The organism is Martinezella sp. CNPSo 3732, assembly GCF_057784515.1.
The window spans coordinates 1-18,330 of the sequence record NZ_JBXSOO010000020.1 but is presented as its reverse complement, the minus strand read 5'-3'; the positions used below and the strand labels follow the sequence as shown (position 1 = coordinate 18,330).

At 60.6% G+C, this 18,330-nt stretch carries 15 protein-coding genes; 4 read left to right on the top strand and 11 right to left on the bottom strand.

The window, feature by feature from the left end:
• Positions 1-35: 35 nt before the first annotated feature.
• The gene (gene trhO, locus AC13RM_RS25400; RefSeq protein WP_285177448.1) at positions 36-977 is read left to right on the top strand and encodes an oxygen-dependent tRNA uridine(34) hydroxylase TrhO; all 942 of its coding nucleotides are present in this window, start codon (positions 36-38) and stop codon (positions 975-977) included.
• A 62-nt stretch (positions 978-1,039) separates the two neighbouring features.
• Here the strand turns inward: trhO and AC13RM_RS25395 are convergent, their stop codons facing one another.
• The 3 genes from AC13RM_RS25395 to AC13RM_RS25385 form a co-directional block, all read right to left on the bottom strand.
• Positions 1,040-3,250 carry a putative bifunctional diguanylate cyclase/phosphodiesterase gene (locus tag AC13RM_RS25395; protein ID WP_285177446.1) on the bottom strand — a complete coding sequence of 737 codons (2,211 nt, stop codon included), beginning with the start codon at positions 3,248-3,250 and terminating at the stop codon, positions 1,040-1,042.
• A gap of 110 nt (positions 3,251-3,360) precedes the next feature.
• Positions 3,361-3,909 (bottom strand): NADPH-dependent FMN reductase, encoded by a 549-nt coding sequence (locus tag AC13RM_RS25390; RefSeq protein ID WP_488555824.1) that lies wholly within the window; start codon positions 3,907-3,909, stop codon positions 3,361-3,363.
• A 166-nt stretch (positions 3,910-4,075) separates the two neighbouring features.
• A complete protein-coding gene (locus AC13RM_RS25385; RefSeq protein ID WP_488555823.1) occupies positions 4,076-5,449 on the bottom strand; it encodes a GH1 family beta-glucosidase in 1,374 nt (457 codons plus the stop codon).
• Positions 5,450-5,704: 255 nt separating this feature from the next.
• Between AC13RM_RS25385 and AC13RM_RS25380 the strand changes: the two genes are divergently transcribed.
• Positions 5,705-6,109 carry a DoxX family protein gene (locus AC13RM_RS25380; protein ID WP_440478330.1) on the top strand — a complete coding sequence of 135 codons (405 nt, stop codon included), beginning with the start codon at positions 5,705-5,707 and terminating at the stop codon, positions 6,107-6,109.
• A 47-nt stretch (positions 6,110-6,156) separates the two neighbouring features.
• Here the strand turns inward: AC13RM_RS25380 and AC13RM_RS25375 are convergent, their stop codons facing one another.
• The 5 genes from AC13RM_RS25375 to AC13RM_RS25355 all read right to left on the bottom strand — a co-directional run bounded on the left by AC13RM_RS25375 (position 6,157) and on the right by AC13RM_RS25355 (position 12,570).
• Positions 6,157-7,344: a Gfo/Idh/MocA family protein gene (locus tag AC13RM_RS25375; protein ID WP_440478331.1), complete on the bottom strand. Its 1,188-nt coding sequence runs from the start codon at positions 7,342-7,344 to the stop codon at positions 6,157-6,159.
• Positions 7,345-7,636: 292 nt separating this feature from the next.
• Positions 7,637-8,692, bottom strand: a complete 1,056-nt coding sequence (locus AC13RM_RS25370) for a sugar phosphate isomerase/epimerase family protein (protein ID WP_440478332.1) — start codon at positions 8,690-8,692, stop codon at positions 7,637-7,639.
• A 266-nt stretch (positions 8,693-8,958) separates the two neighbouring features.
• Positions 8,959-9,906: a substrate-binding domain-containing protein gene (locus AC13RM_RS25365; RefSeq protein WP_113230822.1), complete on the bottom strand. Its 948-nt coding sequence runs from the start codon at positions 9,904-9,906 to the stop codon at positions 8,959-8,961.
• 68 nt (positions 9,907-9,974) lie between these two features.
• Positions 9,975-10,985, bottom strand: coding sequence for an ABC transporter permease (locus AC13RM_RS25360; RefSeq protein ID WP_488555822.1), 1,011 nt, complete (start codon positions 10,983-10,985; stop codon positions 9,975-9,977).
• Positions 10,986-11,046: 61 nt separating this feature from the next.
• The gene (locus tag AC13RM_RS25355) at positions 11,047-12,570 is read right to left on the bottom strand and encodes a sugar ABC transporter ATP-binding protein (RefSeq protein WP_488555821.1); all 1,524 of its coding nucleotides are present in this window, start codon (positions 12,568-12,570) and stop codon (positions 11,047-11,049) included.
• A 166-nt stretch (positions 12,571-12,736) separates the two neighbouring features.
• On the opposite strand from AC13RM_RS25355, the gene AC13RM_RS25350 reads away from it, so the two are divergent.
• Together AC13RM_RS25350 and AC13RM_RS25345 are read left to right on the top strand one after the other, a co-directional pair.
• Positions 12,737-13,762 (top strand): LacI family DNA-binding transcriptional regulator, encoded by a 1,026-nt coding sequence (locus AC13RM_RS25350; protein WP_374816484.1) that lies wholly within the window; start codon positions 12,737-12,739, stop codon positions 13,760-13,762.
• 12 nt (positions 13,763-13,774) lie between these two features.
• Positions 13,775-14,131, top strand: coding sequence for a VOC family protein (locus AC13RM_RS25345; RefSeq protein WP_374816486.1), 357 nt, complete (start codon positions 13,775-13,777; stop codon positions 14,129-14,131).
• Between the two features lie 38 nt (positions 14,132-14,169).
• On the opposite strand, the gene xylA is transcribed toward AC13RM_RS25345, so the two are convergent.
• From xylA to AC13RM_RS25330, 3 genes are all read right to left on the bottom strand, one after another.
• Entirely contained in the window at positions 14,170-15,480 is a 1,311-nt protein-coding gene (xylA, locus tag AC13RM_RS25340) for a xylose isomerase (RefSeq protein WP_015341171.1), read from the bottom strand.
• Between the two features lie 224 nt (positions 15,481-15,704).
• Positions 15,705-17,162 carry a xylulokinase gene (gene xylB, locus AC13RM_RS25335; RefSeq protein WP_374816487.1) on the bottom strand — a complete coding sequence of 486 codons (1,458 nt, stop codon included), beginning with the start codon at positions 17,160-17,162 and terminating at the stop codon, positions 15,705-15,707.
• 37 nt (positions 17,163-17,199) lie between these two features.
• The gene (locus AC13RM_RS25330) at positions 17,200-18,225 is read right to left on the bottom strand and encodes a LacI family DNA-binding transcriptional regulator (RefSeq protein WP_374816488.1); all 1,026 of its coding nucleotides are present in this window, start codon (positions 18,223-18,225) and stop codon (positions 17,200-17,202) included.
• Positions 18,226-18,330: the final 105 nt, after the last annotated feature.

Genomic DNA, 18,330 nt, shown 5'->3' with positions numbered 1-18,330 from the left:
TTGCCTGAAAGCCCGCAAAATTGTATTTCACCGGCATGACCGACATGCTTTCAGATCCACGGCGCGACGCGACCGGCGCATTCCTCGTTGCCGCGCTCTATCATTTCGTTTCCTTTCCGCGCTTCGAAAGTCTGCGCGAGCCCCTGCTTGCGCTCTGCGAGGAAAAGGGCGTGAAGGGCACGCTGCTGCTCGCGCATGAAGGGATCAACGGCACGATCGCCGGCACGGATGCCGCTATCGGCGCCGTGCTAACCTTCCTGCGTGCCCAGCCGGAATTTGCCGGCCTCGAACACAAGGAAAGCCGCGCATCGAAAATGCCGTTCGTGCGCATGAAGGTGAAGCTGAAGAAAGAGATCGTCACCATGGGCGTCGAGGATATTGACCCGACCAAGGTCGTCGGCACCTATGTCGCGCCGAAGGACTGGAACGCGCTGATCTCCGATCCCGACACCATCGTCATCGACACCCGCAACGACTACGAGACCGCGATCGGCGTCTTCAAGGGCGCGGTCGACCCGAAGACCAAGACCTTCCGCGAATTTCCCGATTGGGTGCGCGACAATACCGGCCTGCACAACAAGCCGAAGATCGCCATGTACTGCACCGGCGGCATCCGCTGCGAGAAGGCAACCGCCTTCATGAAGCAGCAAGGCTTCGACGAGGTCTACCATCTCCAGGGCGGCATTCTGAAATATCTCGAGGAAGTGCCGGCGGAAGAGAGCCTGTGGGAAGGCGCCTGCTTCGTCTTCGACGAGCGCGTCTCGGTCGAACACGGCCTGAAGGAGGGCAATCACAAGCTCTGCCACGCCTGCCGCAACCCCATTACGTCAGAGGAAGTGACCTCACCCTTTTACGAGGCCGGCGTCTCCTGCAGCCATTGCTATCATGAACGCAGCGAAGAGGATCGCGAGCGTTACCGCGAAAGGCAGCGCCAGATCGCGCTCGCTCGCAAGCGCGGCCACGAGCATATCGGCTAAAGCATTTTCGGAGGAACCGCGCTCCGGCCTTCTCTCGGGAATGCGCCAATGCTCCACGCGTATCAGGCGGCGGCGTGTTCTTCATCCAGTGCGGTTGCCATCTGTACCGCAAGCCGCTTGCTGATCTCGGCGTCCGGCATCGGCTTGCCGTAGAAATAGCCCTGCAGCTCGTCGCAGCCGAAGTCTTCCAGTGCCCTTCCTTGTGCCTCGGATTCGATGCCTTCGGCCGTAACGGGAATGTCGAGCGAACGCGCCAGCGCCACGGTCGCCTTGACCATTTCGCGGGCGCGGTTGTCTTCCAGCACATTCATCGTCAGCGAGCGATCGATCTTGATGCGATCGAACCCGAACTGGCGCAGGTAGCCGATGGATGAAAAACCGGAGCCGAAGTCATCAAGCGCCACCTTGACGCCGAGCCTCTTCAACCGCTCGATCGACTGACGGGTACGCTCCGGATTTTGAATGATATAGCCTTCGGTGATTTCCAGCGTCACACGATCGGCTTCGATTTCGGTACTGTTGAGCACGCTGCGGACATAATCAGCGAAGGCGGGATTGCGGAACTGGCCCGGTGAAACATTGACGGCAACACGCAGATCCGGCCAGTGTCTTGCCGCCTCGCAGGCCTTGCGCAGGACGAGCAGGCCCAATGCCTCGATCAGGCCACTGGTTTCGGCGATCGGAATGAAGGCCTCTGGCGAAATCGGGCCGTGGCCGGGACGGTTCCACCGCACCAGCGCCTCGACGCCGATCATCTCGCAGCTCGATGCATCGACCAGCGGCTGATAGGCGAGCGCCAGCTCTTCCATCTCGATGGCACGTCGCAGATCGAGTTCCAGCGCATTGCGTTCCTCGCGATGCGCATCCATGGCTGTCTCGTAGCAGGTCATGCGGGCACGGCCGGCTTCCTTGGCCTTGTACATGGCAAGATCGGCCCGGCGCACCAGTTCCTCGCGATCGATGCGGCCTTCAGGCGAGCTTGCGATGCCGATGCTCGCGCCGACCACGACCACCCGGCGGCCGATCTCCAGAGGCTCGGCAAGGAAATCCAGGATCTGCTCGGCCAACCGCAAAGCTGGAGCGTCATTGAGTTCCTTCGTCGGGAAGGCGACGGCGAATTCATCCCCGCCGAGGCGCGCCAGGGCTGCCTGCGGCGGCACGAGAACCTTGAGCCCGGCGGCTACCGCGCGGATCAGTTGATCGCCGGTGCCATGACCGTAAGCGTCGTTGATTTCCTTGAAGCCATCGAGATCGAGGTAGAGAAGCAGGACATTGGTGCCATCGGAGCGCGCCCGCTCGACCAGGCGATCCACATCGAGCCGCAATCCCTCGCGGTTGAGGAGCCCGCTCAGCCGATCGCGAAGAGAAACCTGACGCGCCTGGACCTCTTCCGCCCGCAGCCGGCGTCCCGCCATCGATCCCAGGATCAAAAGCACTATGAAGAACAGGCCCACCAGACCAAGCGCGCCAAGCACCAACGGGCGGACCTGCTGATAGCTCATGTCCCCGGGCTGGCGCGAGCTCCACACCAGCCGTCCCAGCGACTTGCCGAGCGGGTCGACGATGGAGACGGCATAGCGGGCAACGGTTTCCGGCGGCATCAGCGTCAATCCGCTGATGACATAGGTATTCGAGAGCATCTTGATCCGGCCAGCGTCCAGGTAGCGGACGAGGATCAGATAACGCCGATGACCTTCGGGCACCGGAATGCGGCCGGATCTTTCGCGGATCGTCGCAGCACCGGCCGCCGCGATACCATCCCTGGTCATGATGTAGCCCGAGGCTTCGGGCACCCCCGTCACACGCGTTGTTCGCGCCTGATCGACGAGCGCCCAGACAGCGGCGCCAAGGACCTCCTCGATATTGCCAGTCAACGGCTCACCGTCATGATAGGCAACGATCGGCCTATTGTTGTCGTCGACAATGACGGCAGTATCGAACAGCGCACCGTTGGACGAAATGTCGCCGTAATTGCCGACGATCCAGCCTTGATCGTCCGTTCCATACACGCTTCGCGCCGCATCATTGCGGGCGGAATGGTCGTGCAGCGTCGCTTCCAGCTGTCCCTGAAAAGTCTTCAGTGCACCGACAGTCGTTTCCCAGGAGCGCTCGTCATCCAGCTTGTTGGAATAATCGGCAACCCGGCCGATCGCGGTAAGAACCATCAAGGTCACGACGGCAACGATCAATGCAAAGCAAATTAAAACGGCCGTCACGATGGAATGACGACCGATCTGTGTATTTCCACGCAATGACCTGAAAGTTGCTCCCAACGCCTTTTCTCCTTGGCGAAGAAGTCTGCCGTCAGGTCTTCAATAAACGGTTAAGGCGAATTGGAGATTCCTACAGGAAAGAGTTGTAGATCTGCCGAAACCGGAAGAATTCATGCCATGGTGGCAATCGCCTGCGCGAAACGGCTGAGACTTGCGGAGAAAAGGCCGCTTTCGCCCGCCTGCAGCAGCATTGCTGCCTGCATCTCATCGCTCTTGCCGGCAACCGGCAGACGCAAGAAGGCGTCTTCAACGATATGTAGTGACATGGTCCGCAAGACATCGGTGAGCTGTGCCAATACGAGATCGCCGCGATGTGACGCGTAAGCAAACATCAGCGGCTTGAATGGCACCTCGTCGCGCGATACCAGCCAGTCCAGCGCGTTCTTGAAGCCGCCGGGTATGCCATGGGCATATTCCGGGCACGACACGATCAAACCGTCTGCCTTGCGGATCTCGGCCGCAAATCTCTCGACGACGGCTGGTGTTCGCTCCCCCTCATTGTCCGGATTGAAGATCGGCAAATCGCCGATCAGATCGCAAATCGCAATGGTGATGCCTTCCGGGCAGGCGAGTTGCAGAGCCTCCAGCAGCCTCCGGCTGGTCGAAGCCTGCCGCTGGCTGCCACAAAGCGCATAAAGGGAAATCGGCCGCAGGATCATAGATGATGTCTATCAGGCCTTGTCGATTCGGGCGACAGACACCCTCCCCTTGAGGGGGAGGGTCGGACCGGAGGTCCGGGGTGGGGTGACCCATTACGCCACCGAAGACCACTCCATTCACTCGTTTCACCCAACCTCCGCCCCTCAAGGAAGAGGCGGGATCTCATCAATCAGCCTTGTGATTGCCCCTCGGAAACTGCGAGGCAAGTTCCCTGTACCACTTGCCGCTCTTCTTGATTGTGCGCACTTGGGTCTCGTAATCGACATGCACGAGGCCGAAACGCATGCGGTAGCCCTCCGCCCATTCGAAATTGTCCATGAGGCTCCAAGCGAAATAGCCGCGCATCGGATAGCCGTCTTTGATGAGATCCGCGACGACGCCCAGATGCTCGATATAGTAGTCGAGGCGCGGCTGGTCATCGATCTCGCCATTGACGACGCCCATGTTGTAGCAGGCGCCGTTCTCGGTGATGTAGCACTCCGGCAGCTCGTAGCGCTTGTTGAGGTCCTCGACGACATGCTTCAAGCCGGGCGAATAAACCTCCCAACCGATATCCGTCCTTACGTCGCTGACCGGCGGCGCTTCCTTCGTCCAGGGGAAATCGCCGCTCTTGGAGGCGTCATCGGAGACGCGCATCGGCATATAATAGTTCAAACCCCACCAATCGAGTTTCTGGTTGATGGTCTTGAGATCGCCGTCCTCGATGACGGACATGCGATCGCCGAGCGCCTCGACGAACTCCTTCGGATATTCACCCTTGAAGATCGGATCGAAGAAGGCGCCGTTGTGGAATTGATGGGCGCGCTCGACGGCGGCCAGATCTTCCGGTTGGTCCGAACCCGGCAGGATAGACGCGGCATTGAGGACGATGCCGACAGGCACCTTCGGCGCCACGGAGCGGATCGCCTCGACGCCGAGACCATGCGCAAGGTTCATATAGTGCATGGCGTAAAGAGCGGCCTGCATATTGCGCTCGCCCGGCGCATGGATGCCATAGAGGTGGCTCAGCCAGACGATGCACCAGGGCTCGTTGAAGGTGGCGACAGAATCCAGGCGGTCGCCGAGGCGGGCCATGACGGTCTTGGCATAGCGCTGGAAGGCATGAGCCGTCGAGCGCGCAGTCCAGCCGCCATCGCCGGCAAGCGCCAGCGGCAAATCCCAATGGTAGAGCGTCGCAAAGGTCTTGATCCCCCGCGCCTTGCAGCCATCGACCAGGCGATCGTAGAAATCGAGGCCTGCTTCGTTCACCGGGCCGGTGCCTTCGGGTATGATGCGCGGCCAGGCGATCGAGAAGCGATAGGCCTCGACGCCCATGTCCTTGATCAGATCGAGATCCTGTTCCAGCCGGTTATAGTGGTCGCAGGCGATGTCGCCATTATCGCGCTGATAGACCCGGCCCGGCATATTGGCGAAAGCATCCCATATGGACGGCTTGCGGCCGTCGGCCTTGGTGGCACCCTCGATCTGGAAGGCGGCGGTGGCAACACCGAATGTGAAATCGCCGGGGAAGCGATCGGCAAGAAGCTTCGGATCGATCATGATGAAAATCCCGTCTATTTTGGCTTCGTTGGCTGCGGTTTAACCAAGCTACCCCTCGAAGTACAGGGGGGCGCAATGGAAAACTGCAACGTTGCAGGTACCGATAAACCAAGTCCTCTAATGGCGCCCGGAAAATTTCTCCGGCAGCAGCAACACTCTTCGCACGGCTTGATAACAGCAATGTCAACAGTCGTGACTTGTCTTTCGGCTGGGGATCAATTGAGGGTAGCATCACTTGACAACGAAAGGACACAAATGCTCCCTGCGATCCACGCCCTCCATCCTCATCTGCTGAGCCTCCTGCGCATCGTCGCCTCGCTCGTGCTCTTCAGCTACGGAACGCAGAAAATCCTGCATTTCCCGGCGGCCGAAAATGTGCCCGCCGTTGGATCGCTGTCCTGGATCGCCGGTCTGCTGGAGCTGACCCTTGGCTTCCTTGTCCTGATCGGCTTTCAGACGCGTATTGCTTCGTTCATCCTGTCAGGCCTAATGGCCTTCGCTTACTTCCTGGCTCATGCGCCGAAAAGCTTTTATCCCGCGCAGAACGGCGGCGTCTCCGCCATCCTCTTCTGCTTCATCTTCCTGTTTCTCGCCGGCGCCGGCGGTGGCCCGCTGAGCGCCGATGCGCTGACGAAGCGCAAGCAGGAATCTGCCACTTAAACAAGCAGGTCCGAGGCGGGCTCACCGCCTCGGACCTCACGTGAAGCTTAGAGCTTGACCCAGGCGCCGTTGCGCTTGGACGAGGCGACACAAGCCTCGACAAAAGCCACGCCCTTCACGCCATCATCGACAGTCGGATAGATCACGGCCGGATCGATCGCCACGCCCTTCTTGCGGGCATTGATGGCACGCGCGGCTTCGGTGTAGATCGTCGCAAAGGCTTCCAGATAACCTTCCGGATGGCCCGACGGGATGCGCGAGACGCGCGCCGCGGCGGCACCAGAACCGGCACCATTGCGGGTAATCAGCCGCTTCTGATCGCCGAACGGCGTGTACCACAGATAGTTCGGATCGGCCTGCGTCCACTCGATGCCGCCCTTGGTACCATAAACGCGGAGTTTCAACCCATTCTCATGGCCGGGTGCCACCTGGCTGCACCAGAGCATGCCCTTGGCCGGCTTTTCCTTGCCCTTTGCCTTGAAGCGCAACAGCACATGGCCGTTGTCATCGAGACGGCGGCCTTCAACGAAGCTGTCGAGATCGGCGGCAAGGCTGTCCAGCTCGAGGCCGGTGACGAAAGAAGCGAGGTTATAGGCATGTGTTCCGATATCGCCGGTGGAGCCGCCGGCGCCGGACTGCGAGGGATCCGTGCGCCAAGCCGCCTGTTTCTGCCCGGACTGCTCAATATTCTCCGTCAGCCAATCCTGCGGATATTCCACCTGCACGATGCGGATATCGCCGAGCTCGCCATTCTCGATCATCTCGCGCGCCTGACGGACCATCGGATAGCCGGTGTAATTATGCGTTAGGATGAAGAGCGCGCCGCTCTCGTCGGCCACCTTCTTCAGCTTCTTGGCATCGGCAAGATTGGAGGTCAGCGGCTTGTCGCAGATGACATGGATGCCGCGGCGCAGGAATTCCTTGGCGGCGTCATAATGGACATGGTTCGGCGTGACGATCGAAACCGCTTCGATGCCGTTCTTCAGCTTGGCTTCGCGGATTGCCATGTCACGATAGCTGGAATAGGTGCGCGAGGGATCGAGACCGAGATCGCGGCCGGAAGCTTGAGCCTTGTCCGGCGAAGACGAGAGCGCGCCAGCAACGAGATCGAACTGGTCGTCAATACGTGCCGCAATGCGATGCACAGCGCCGATGAATGCGCCGGCGCCACCGCCCACCATGCCGAGCCGGATGCGCGGCTCCCGCGTCTGTTCCGATGATCCTTCGATTGCCATTTTGTCCTCCTGAATGAATGGAATTCGCATTTTGGGTGCCTGTCGTTCCAAGCCACCCGCCTCGCCCTTCGAGGGCCTTGCAGGCCACCTCAGGGTGAGGCTGATCCACTACGCCAGCGCCACACCACACCCTTCCACCTAGCGATGCCAAAGATAGCTCTTGTGGAGTTTCGCGAGAGTCCGCTCCGCCCTCATCCTGAGGTGCGGAGCCTCCTGAGCTCTGCGAAGGAGTGAAGCCTCGAAGGACGAGGGCGGCCTGGGCAGCATTCTCTCCCCGCTTGGGAAAAGGAAATTATGATAGCCCCAACATTCTCTTATTCGCCGCCTGGTCCGTGCCGCTGCCGGCAAAATCGTCGAAAGCCTTTTCCGTGACGCGGATGATGTGCGCCTTGACGAATTCAGAACCTTCGCGAGCGCCGTCTTCGGGATGCTTCAGCGCGCATTCCCATTCGACCACGGCCCAGCCGTCGAAATTGTTGGCGGTCATCTTCGAGAAGACGGCACCGAAATCGACCTGGCCGTCGCCGAGCGAACGGAAGCGGCCGGCACGCTCGACCCAGCCTTGATAACCGCCATAGACGCCTTGGCGCCCGGTCGGATTGAACTCCGCATCCTTGACGTGGAACATCTTGATGCGGTCCTTGTAGATGTCGATGTTCTCGAGATAATCGAGGCACTGCAGGACGTAGTGCGAGGGATCGTAGAGCATGTTGGCCCGTGGATGGTTCTTCACGCGCTCCAGGAACATCTCGAAGGTGATGCCGTCATGCAGGTCTTCGCCGGGATGGATTTCGTAGCAGACGTCGACGCCGTTTTCGTCGGCATGGTTGAGGATCGGCGTCCAGCGGCGGGCAAGCTCCTCGAAGGCGGTTTCGACGAGGCCGGCCGGGCGCTGCGGCCAGGGATAGATGAAGGGCCAGGCAAGCGCGCCGGAGAAGGTCGCATGCGCCTTGATGCCGAGATGCTTGGAAGCCGTTAGCGCCATCTTGACCTGTTCGACGGCCCATTCCTGGCGCGCCTTCGGATTACCGCGCACTTCCGGCGCCGCAAAACCGTCGAAGGCTTCGTCATAGGCCGGATGCACGGCGACGAGCTGGCCCTGAAGGTGGGTGGAAAGTTCGGTGACTTCAACGCCGTTGGCCCGCGCGACACCGGCGAATTCATCGCAATAATCCTTCGAGGAGGCTGCCTTCTTCAGGTCGATGAGCTGGCTTGCCCAGGTCGGAACCTGCACGCCGATATAGCCGGCATCGGCAGCCCATTTCGTGATCGAATCCCACGAGTTGAACGGTGCCGCATCGCCAGCGAACTGGCCAAGAAAAAGGCCTGGTCCCTTGATCGTCTTCATCTGTAATTCCTCCCTAATCGCGTTCTGTAAACGTTTCCGATGCCTTTCGGACCCTTATCCGAGGCGGCTGAGGTGCCGTAGCCTCCAAAAACTATAGGGTCGTCGGGCTGAAAGTCGAATGCCTTGCGACCTAATCACGGCACGCTGCAGACGGCAAGAGGTACGTGCCGCAAAATTTCCATCCGCCGCAAAACGGGGCTGATGGAACGCTTAAAAAACGCCCGCCGAAACCGGCGGGCGCCCTGGAAGATCAACCGAAAAACCGATCAGAATGGTGAATCGGGGAAGTAGAAGTCCTTGGCGTTGTCCTTGGTGACGAGCGTCGCATCCAGGATGTAGTTGCCGCGAACCGGAACCTGATCATAGAAATTGGCAGCCGTCAGCTCCATGGCGGTGCCGACCATTGCCGGCGGATAGAGCACGTCGACCGGGATCAGCTTGTCGCCATCCATGACCTTCTTGATCATGTCCTTCGAGCCGGCGCCGGCGACGATATACTTGATATCGGTACGCTTGGCTTGCTCGATGGCCTGCAGAACGCCGACGGCCATGTCGTCATCCTGACACCAGACGACATCGATCTTCGGGAATTTGGTCAGGTAATCCTGCATGACCTTGAAGGCGTCGTCGCGATTCCAGTTGCCGTACTGGCGGTCGAGAACCTTGACGTTAGAGCCGGCGATGCCCTTGTCGAAGCCGTCCTGGCGCTGCTGATCGATCGGGATCGGCAGACCGCGGATGACGACGACCTGTGCATCCGGCGTGTTCTTCTTGATGTATTCGCCCGCGACCTGGCCAAGCGCCGGATTGTTGCCGGCGACATAGAGGTCACGGACGGAATTGTCGTTGTTGCTCGGCGCACGGTCGACGAGCGCCACGAACTTGCCCTTGTCCTTGACTTCCTTGATGGCGTTGACGAGCGGATCCGGATCCGACGGCAGGATCACGAGTGCGTCGATGCCCTGCGTCTCAAGATCCTGCACGGCGTTTGCCTGGCTCGCCGCGTCAGGCGAGGTCTTGACGATGACGTTGAGCCCCGGATGCTCCGCCATCAAGAGCTTAGCGACGCGCTCGGCATGGAAGACCACGCCCGAGGTCCAGCCGTGGTCGGCGGCCGGAATGGAAACGCCGATCGTCACCTTCTTGTCGGCAGCATGTACCGTGCCGGCCAAAGCCGCCATCACGACAGCCAAGCCTATGAGTCTTTTTCGCATGTTTCTTCCTCCCAGATAGAGACAGGGCCTTAGCACGACGACCGGGCGCCCCCTGACCCGGTTATTCACTATTTGCGGGCAAGCGACCGCTGAACCAGCATGGCGATGATGATGATCGCACCCTGGATGGCGCTCAGCAGATACTCGCTGATGAAATTGGAAAGCAGCATGATATTGCCGACGAGTTCGAGGATGAACGCGCCGCAAATCGTGCCCCACACCCTGCCCGCGCCGCCCTTCAGCGCCGTGCCGCCGACGACGACGGCGGTGATCGCCTGCAATTCCCACAGGCTGCCCGTCGTCGCCGATGTCGAACCGAGCCGCGGCACATAGAGAAGCACGGCAATGGCAACGCAAAAGCCCTGGATGATGAAGGCGATGGTTCGCACGCGATTGACCGCCACGCCGGAATAGCGGGCAACGTCACGGTTGGAGCCGACCGCAATCACATGCCGCCCATAGCGGGTGCGGTAGAGAATGAAGGCCGCAATGCCGGTGACGACGAGGATGACCACGATCGGCACCGGCACACCGAGCACTGTGCCATAATAAGCGGGCTTGTAGAGCGCCTGAATATCCGCCGGTCGCAAGGTGATGGCACCGCCCTGCGACAGCCAGGTCGTCAAGCCGCGATAGACGCCCATGGTGCCGAGCGTCGCAATGAACGGCTCGATCTTGCCCATGGTCGTAATCAGACCATTGGCAAGGCCGCATAGCAGGCCAGCAACGATCGAAAACAGCACGGCAGCCGCCAACATCATGGAGGGATCGGAAATGACGCCCGAATTCATGAAGAGGATCATCAGGCTGGCGACGAAGGCGACCATCGCGCCGACGGACAGATCGAGATCGCCCGCCGAAATGACGAAAGTGGCACCGACCGCGATGATAGCGATGAAGGCGCATCTCGTTGCAACATTGGTAAGATTGGTGATGCCGATGAAGTTCGGGTTGACCAGTGCGCCCACGATCAGAAGCAGCACCAGCGCCGCAAACGGCGCAACCGCCCTAAGATCGACATCCCGCCAGGAACGCCCTCGCCGGCCTGTCTTGCCGCTGCTGTCTTCACCCACGCTCATAACCAAAACCAACCTCCCGTCCCATGATTGCTGGGAATTCGCCCTGCTCTCCGCCGCCCTTTCAGGCAGCCGTCTTTTTCTTCAGGCCCGCCGCATAACGCATGATTTCCTGCTCGGAGATTTCCTCGCCTTCGAGCACGCCGACGATCCGCCCCTCACGCATGACAGCGATCCGCGTGCAAAGCCCGATAACCTCGGGCATTTCCGAAGAGATCACGATGATCGAATGACCGTCGCGCGCCAGCGCGGAAATGAAATGATAAATCTGCTGCTTCGTGCCAACATCGATGCCGCGTGTCGGCTCGTCGATGATGATGATTTGCGGCTCGGTCTCCATGACCTTTGCCAGCAGCAGCTTCTGCTGGTTGCCGCCGGACATGCGGCCGGCAACGATATTTCCGTCCCTCACGCGGATGTCGAAGCGGCGTCGCGCCCGCGCCAGCGCATCCGCCTCGCTGGAGGCGCTCAGATAGCCGAACTTGCCGTGCCGGTCGAGCGACTGCAGGGTCAGATTGACGACCATGCCTGAATTCAGCAGCAGGCCCTTGGATTTCCGATCCTTCGTCATATAGGCAAGCCCGGCATCAATGGCCGCATGCACGTCATGCGGTGGCACCGTTTGACCATTGGCAACGACCTCGCCAGACGCACGAGCGCGTAGGCCGACGATCGCCTCCATCAATTCGGTGCGGCCCGAGCCGATCATGCCGGAGAAGCCCAATATCTCACCCTTGCGCAGCTCGAAGCTTGCATCATGGACGTAGCCCGTCGAAACCGAGCTGACGCTGAGCACCACCTTCTCGTCAACATCGGGCTCGTTCTTGGCCGGATAAAGGCTCGAGAGCTCGCGCCCGACCATCAGCTGGGCGATCGATTCGCCATCGAGCAGCGAGGTTGGCGAGGTCTTCACCCATTGGCCGTCGCGCAGCACCGTAACCCGATCCGTCAGTTCCATGACCTCATCGAGCTTGTGGGAGACGAAGACGAAGCTCGTTCCCTGATCGCGCAGCTTGCGTACCTGCTTGAACAGGAAATTGGTCTCTTCACGCGACAAAACGGCGGTCGGCTCGTCCATGAAGACGATCCGCGCATCGCGGCTGATCGCCTTGGCAATCTCCACCATCTGCTTGTCGGCGATGGAAAGCGAGCTGATCATGGCATTTTCATCGACATGCGAGCCGAGAAGATCGAGCACGCGCCGCGTTTCGGCACGCATATGCTTGCGATCGAGCACACCCAGACGCGTAACTTCGCGACCGAGAAACAGGCTTTCGGTGACGGTCAAATGTTCAGCGAGATTGAATTCCTGATGGATGATGACGATGCCGAGCGCTTCCGCTGCACCGTTCGGCGGCAGCTTTACCGGCTTGCCATCGAGGAGGATTTCGCCAGATGTCGGCTGCTCGAAGCCGGACAGGACCTTGACGAGCGTCGACTTGCCCGCGCCGTTTTCGCCCATGAGCGCATGGATCTCGCCGGCCCGCAGATCGAAGTTGACGCCGAACAGCACCTGCACGCCGCTGAAGGCCTTGGAAATCCCTCTCGCAGACAGCACGACCGCACCGTCGACGGCTTCCGAACTCATTGAATCCTCCCTGCGGTCCCACCCGCTTTCCACGGTATGTAAACCTTTACATACATGGTGTAAAGGTTTACATCATTGGATATCGTACGAAATTTCGCGGTTACCTTTGACCTCCACGTAAGTCTGTGTAGTCTCCAGCCCGAGACGAGACCCAAGGCAGAGCGCAGTGTCGAATTCCACGCCCGCAACTATCGAAGACGTCGCCCGAATTGCCAATGTTTCGATAGCAACGGTTTCGCGGGCCATCCATATGCCGGAGAAAGTCGCCAATTCGACGCGGCTGAAAGTCAATCAGGCGATCGCCATCACCGGCTATACCACCAATGCCATGGCGCGCAGCCTCCGGCTCGGCCGATCGAACATGATTCTCGTGGTCGCACCCGATATCGGCGACCCCAATTTCTCCAATATTCTCATCGGCCTGGAGAATGAGGCACGCTCGCACGGCTACGGTATCCTGATCGGTCACACGCAAAACGACGCGCAGCGCGGGCTGGAATATCTGAAGTTTCTGAATTCCAACCAGGCGGCCGGATTGATCCTTTTCACCGGCATCCTGCCCTTCGGGCATCAGACGATGACGGCGCGGCTGCCGCCGAGTGTCGGCGTTTTCGAGCCGGTCTTCAACGGCGGCATTCCCTATGTCGGCGTCGACGATATCGCCGGCGCCCGCAAGGCCGTGGACCTCTTGATTGCCGAGGGTCATCGCAAGATCGCCTTTATCGGCGATTCCCGCACCCGCCTCGCCTATAGCCGCCGGCGCATGGGTTATGAAGCAGGGCTGGATGCAGCCGGCATCGGACAGGACCTGCGCATGGTGCTGGACGGCGACGGCACCGTCGAGAGCGGGCGGCTCGCCGCCGAGCAGCTCTTCATGCGCGACACGTTGCCGACGGCATTCATGTGTGTCAACGATCAGACCGCGATCGGCGTGATGATCGGCCTGAAGGCACGCGGCTATGACATCCCCGAAGATTTCTCGGTGACCGGTTTCGACGACGTGCCGCAAGCCGTCTTCATGACGCCGTCGCTGACGACGATCCGGCAGCCGCGCACCGCCATCGGCAAGCATGCGATGGCGCTTTTGCTCGAACTGCTTTCGGATGGAGAGCCGCCCGAAACGGAGATCCTGTTGCGGCCGGATCTCGTGGTGCGAAATTCGGTCTCCGCACCGCCGCGCCTCCGGCGATAGGCAGACGCAACGATGCCGCTCGGCAGAATCACCCTCTATGTGCGCGATGTCGAAGCGACGATAAGCTTTTACGAGACGCATTTTGGGTTCAAGCCGCTCCGTCTGGAGGGCGATCGGATTGTTGAGCTGCTCGCGCAGGATGGCGGCGCCAATTTGATGATCCATCCGGCGGGTAAGGCGCAGAAAATGGGCCAGGTGCTGGTCAAGCTGGTCTTCGACGTCGAGCATGTCGAAGATTTCCGCGCCAAGTGTGCCGAAGAGGGGCTGGAGTTCGGCCCCTTGCATCAGGCCGACGGCTATGTTTTTGCCAATGCCAAGGATCCCTCAGGAAATCCCATAGCCATTTCCAGCCGTGCCTTCCGGCAATAATCCGGAAGGCGATGAAGATCGCCTCCCGGACGCATCGATCAAACGTAACGGTTGACGATATTTTCCAGCAGTTCCTGCTTGCCGGACTTCGGCTGCGGGTTGACGTCCTTGGTTTCGACCCACTGAGCGATCTGATCGAGCGAATATTCGCCGCGCAGCAGCTTCTGGCCTTCGGCCGAATCCCAGCCGGCGTAACGGTCGGCGAGTGGCTTGGAGAGTGCCTTGTCCTCGATCATCTTCGCAGCAGCCTTCAGGCCGCGGGCACAGCAATCCATGCCACCGATATGGCCGATGAGCAGATCTTCCGGATCGAGCGACTGACGACGCAGCTTGGCGTCGAAGTTCGTGCCGCCGGACTTGAAGCCGCCGCCTGCCAGCACCTGGTAATAGGCCAGCGTCATTTCCGGAACGTTGTTCGGGAACTGATCGGTATCCCAGCCGGACTGGTAGTCGTTGCGGTTCATGTCGATCGAGCCGAAAATGCCGAGCGCATTGGCTAGCGCCAGTTCATGCTCGAAGGAATGGCCGGCAAGGATCGCATGGCCCTGCTCGATATTGACCTTCACTTCGTTTTCGAGGCCGTACTTCTTGAGGAAGCCGTAAACCGTGGCGACGTCGTAGTCATACTGATGCTTGGTCGGCTCCTGCGGCTTCGGCTCGATGAGGATCGTGCCCTTGAAGCCGATCTTGTGCTTGTATTCAACGACGAGATTGAGGAAGCGGCCCAACTGATCCAGCTCCCGCTTCAGGTCGGTATTGAGCAGCGTCTCATAGCCTTCGCGGCCACCCCAGAGAACGTAGTTTTCGCCGCCGAGCTTGTGGGTGGCATCGAGGCAGGTCTTCACGGTCGCAGCCGAGAAGGCGAAGACATCCGGGTCCGGATTGGTCGCGGCACCCGACATGAAACGACGGTTGGAGAAGAGGTTTGCCGTGCCCCAGAGCAGCTTTACGCCGGTATCGGCCTGCTTCTTGGCGAAGTAGTCGACGATCTCGTTGAGGTTCTTGGTGTTCTCGGCAAAATTCTTGCCTTCCGGCCGCACGTCGGCATCGTGAAAGCAGTAGTAGGGAGCGCCGAGCAGGGTGAAGAATTCGAAGGCTACGTCGGCCTTCAGCTTGGCGGCTTCCATCGTCTCGTTGAACCAAGGGCGAAGGAAGGTCTGCCCACCGAAGGGATCGCCGCCCGGCCAGGTGAAGGTGTGCCAGTAGGCGACAGCGAAACGCAGATGGTCTTCCATCCGCTTGCCGGCAACGACTTCGTCCTTGTTGTAATAGCGGAAGGCCAGCGGATTGGTGCTGTCGGGGCCTTCGTATTTTACCTTGCTGATGTCACCAAAAAATCCGGTGCTCATATCTTATCTCCTTGGGTTTGGTGTTTCGGTATTATTGTTCGTTTCATGCGGCTCTGCCCCTCACCCTAGCCCTCTCCCCGCTCGCGGGGAGAGGGGACGACCTCTGTATCCTCGCTTGTTTCAGAGGTGAAAGGGACTGCGATGGTGCGCCCATCCCCTTCTCCCTGTCAAAACGGGGAGAAGGTGGCCGATAGGCCGGATGAGGGGCTCTCACGCACATAGCTTCAATGCGCCGACAGCGGCTTGATTGCCGGATAAACCGCCCGGTAGCGCTTGTAGGCATCCGCATAAGCATCCGTCAGCGACGCAACCGGATCGATCGTGCCGGCCGTCTGCGGTGGGGTGCAGACGGCGACCGGATCGGCGCCGGTCGCAGCGATCAGGCCGAGACGGGCGGCACCGAAAGCGGCGCCGAAATCACCATCCGCCGGCAGGTCGACGGGCACGCCGAGCGCAGTCGCGATCGAAGCCAGCCAGTAGCGCGAACGCGAGCCGCCGCCGATGGCGGTGACGCGCGCAATATCCGTGCCGGCGGAGCGCAGCGCTTCGAGATTGTCGCGAATGGCGAAGGACACGCCTTCGAGCACGGCCTGCGTCAGCACGGCGCGGCCGCTTTCATGGCCGAGGCCGATGAAGGCACCGCGGATGGTCGCGTCATTGTGCGGCGTGCGCTCGCCGGAAAGATAGGGAAGGAAGGTGACGCTGGTCGGCGCCTTCAGCGTCTCGCCAAGCTCGGCGGTGAGTTCGGCGGCGGACTTGCCCGTCACATGCGAATGCCAGTTGAGCGCATCGGTTGCCGAGAGAATGACGCCCATTTGATGCCAGGTGTTGGGCAGCGCGTGGCAGAAGGCGTGAACGGCGCTTTCAGGCTTCGGCAGATAGGAGCCGTTGGCCGCGAAGAGCACGCCAGACGTTCCGAGCGAAACGAAAGCAGCCCCGTGGCTGACCGTGCCCATGCCGCAAGCCGAGGCTGCATTGTCCCCTGCCCCGCCGGCAACGACGACATCGCCGCCGATACCCCATTTCGAGGCGAGCTCGCCGCGCAGCTTACCGGCAACTTCGGTGCCTTCAACCAGCGTCGGCATCTGCTTCTCGTCAAGATTAGTGGCCGCCAGCAGCTCGGAAGACCATTTGCGCTTGCCAGTATCGAGCCAGGACGTGCCTGCCGAGTCGGACATTTCCGACATGTGCTCACCGGTGAGCCAAAGCCGCAGATAATCCTTCGGCAGCAGCACCCAGCGCACTCTAACGAAAATTTCCGGCTCATGTTTGGCGACCCAAGCGAGCTTCGGCGCCGTGAAGCCGGGGAAGACGATATTGCCGGTCAATGCCCGAAAGCGCGTGTTAGCATCGAGCGCGGCAGCCTCTTGGTAGCTGCGGGTGTCGTTCCAGAGAATGCAGGGGCGCAGCACCTTGTCGTCGGCATCGAGCAGCGTCGCGCCATGCATCTGGCCGGAAAGGCCGATGCCGCGCACGGCGGCGAGCTCCTTCGGATGCGCAGCCTTCAATCCGGCAACGGCCTCTTCGGTCGCGCGGATCCAATGCGCCGGATCCTGCTCGGACCAGCCGGGATGCGGGCGCGACACGTCAAGCCCGCCATTGGCGGAGCCGATGATCGTCTGATTGCCGTCGATCAGCATCGCTTTGACGCCGGAGGTTCCGAGATCGAGACCCAAATACATCAGATATTACTCCCTATGCTCTGCCACGTTCGAATGCTCAGGGCAGATTATCCTTCAAGAAAATGTCGAGACGTATGCGCTCCTGGTCGGCAATGACGGCCTGGCCGTCGGCGGTCGCCTTCATCACGCGGATGGCGCTGCGCACTTCATGACCGGCATCCTGATTGAGGACAGCGTCGATCGTGCCATCCAGCAATGCCGCCCGCGTATGCCGCGTCAGCTCGTGCACGACCACGGTCAACTCACGCCCGGGCCGTACGGCCTTCAGCGCCGCTATCAGACCGCGGTTGCCGGCGCCGAGACTGTAGATGCCGATAATGTCCTTGTTTTCGGACAGCGCCTTGGAGACAAGCGATTTGGCCCGCTCGGGATCGTCACGTCCTTCCAGCACGGGCAGCAGCCGGAGCTTGGGAAACTCTTCTGCCATCACGGCGGAAAAGCCCTGCAGGCGTTCGCGATGGTCGCGCACCAGCATCGAGCCGGCGAGAACGGTAAGATCGCCTTCACGACCACCAAGGAAGCGCCCGAGCAGCCGCGCGGCAGTCCGTCCGGCGGCAATATTGTCGATACCGGCATAGTGATGCCTGCGGGAATCGGTGAGATCCGAGACCAGCGTGACGACCGGGATACGCTCTGACACGAGACGGTCGACGGCGGCCCTGACTTCCGGCGCGTCGGTTGCCACGAGAGCGACACCAGCGATATCCTGCCCCTGCAAGGCGTCCAGCGCCGCGACCAGCGCCGGCACATCGAATGGTGGCACCTCGATAATTCGGATGTCCGTGCGCTCTATGCTGGCCCGCAAGGTTGCCTGATGCACCTCGAATCGCAGCCCGTGCATGAAGGAATTGTCCCCCGTCGGCACGATGAAAACGAGAGGATAGACACGGCCCTTGGCTAGGTTGGCGGCGGCGACATCGCGGATATAGCCGATCTGGCGGATCGCGGCCTCCACCTTTTCCCGCGTCACCAGCCGCACGCCCGGCCGCTGGTTCAACACGCGGTCCACGGTGGCGAGGCTGACGCCCGCAGCGGCGGCAATGTCATGCACAGTCGGTCTCATGGGCTCCTCCTGCGGAAACCCTTACTGCGATTTTTGATGTACGTAAATCAAAAATTTCGGGCCGGTGAATTTTTCCAAACCAAACCAAAAACAAAAAAGGCCCCT

Bases quoted from the DNA above. Each gene is read 5' to 3' on its own strand.
- trhO (WP_285177448.1), top strand. From the start codon at position 36: ATGACCGACATGCTTTCAGATCCACGGCGCGACGCGACCGGCGCATTC.
- AC13RM_RS25390 (WP_488555824.1), bottom strand. From the start codon at position 3,909: ATGATCCTGCGGCCGATTTCCCTTTATGCGCTTTGTGGCAGCCAGCGG.
- AC13RM_RS25385 (WP_488555823.1), bottom strand. From the start codon at position 5,449: ATGATCGATCCGAAGCTTCTTGCCGATCGCTTCCCCGGCGATTTCACA.
- AC13RM_RS25380 (WP_440478330.1), top strand. From the start codon at position 5,705: ATGCTCCCTGCGATCCACGCCCTCCATCCTCATCTGCTGAGCCTCCTG.
- AC13RM_RS25375 (WP_440478331.1), bottom strand. From the start codon at position 7,344: ATGGCAATCGAAGGATCATCGGAACAGACGCGGGAGCCGCGCATCCGG.
- AC13RM_RS25370 (WP_440478332.1), bottom strand. From the start codon at position 8,692: ATGAAGACGATCAAGGGACCAGGCCTTTTTCTTGGCCAGTTCGCTGGC.
- AC13RM_RS25365 (WP_113230822.1), bottom strand. From the start codon at position 9,906: ATGCGAAAAAGACTCATAGGCTTGGCTGTCGTGATGGCGGCTTTGGCC.
- AC13RM_RS25360 (WP_488555822.1), bottom strand. From the start codon at position 10,985: ATGAGCGTGGGTGAAGACAGCAGCGGCAAGACAGGCCGGCGAGGGCGT.
- AC13RM_RS25355 (WP_488555821.1), bottom strand. From the start codon at position 12,570: ATGAGTTCGGAAGCCGTCGACGGTGCGGTCGTGCTGTCTGCGAGAGGG.
- AC13RM_RS25345 (WP_374816486.1), top strand. From the start codon at position 13,775: ATGCCGCTCGGCAGAATCACCCTCTATGTGCGCGATGTCGAAGCGACG.
- xylA (WP_015341171.1), bottom strand. From the start codon at position 15,480: ATGAGCACCGGATTTTTTGGTGACATCAGCAAGGTAAAATACGAAGGC.
- xylB (WP_374816487.1), bottom strand. From the start codon at position 17,162: ATGTATTTGGGTCTCGATCTCGGAACCTCCGGCGTCAAAGCGATGCTG.
- AC13RM_RS25330 (WP_374816488.1), bottom strand. From the start codon at position 18,225: ATGAGACCGACTGTGCATGACATTGCCGCCGCTGCGGGCGTCAGCCTC.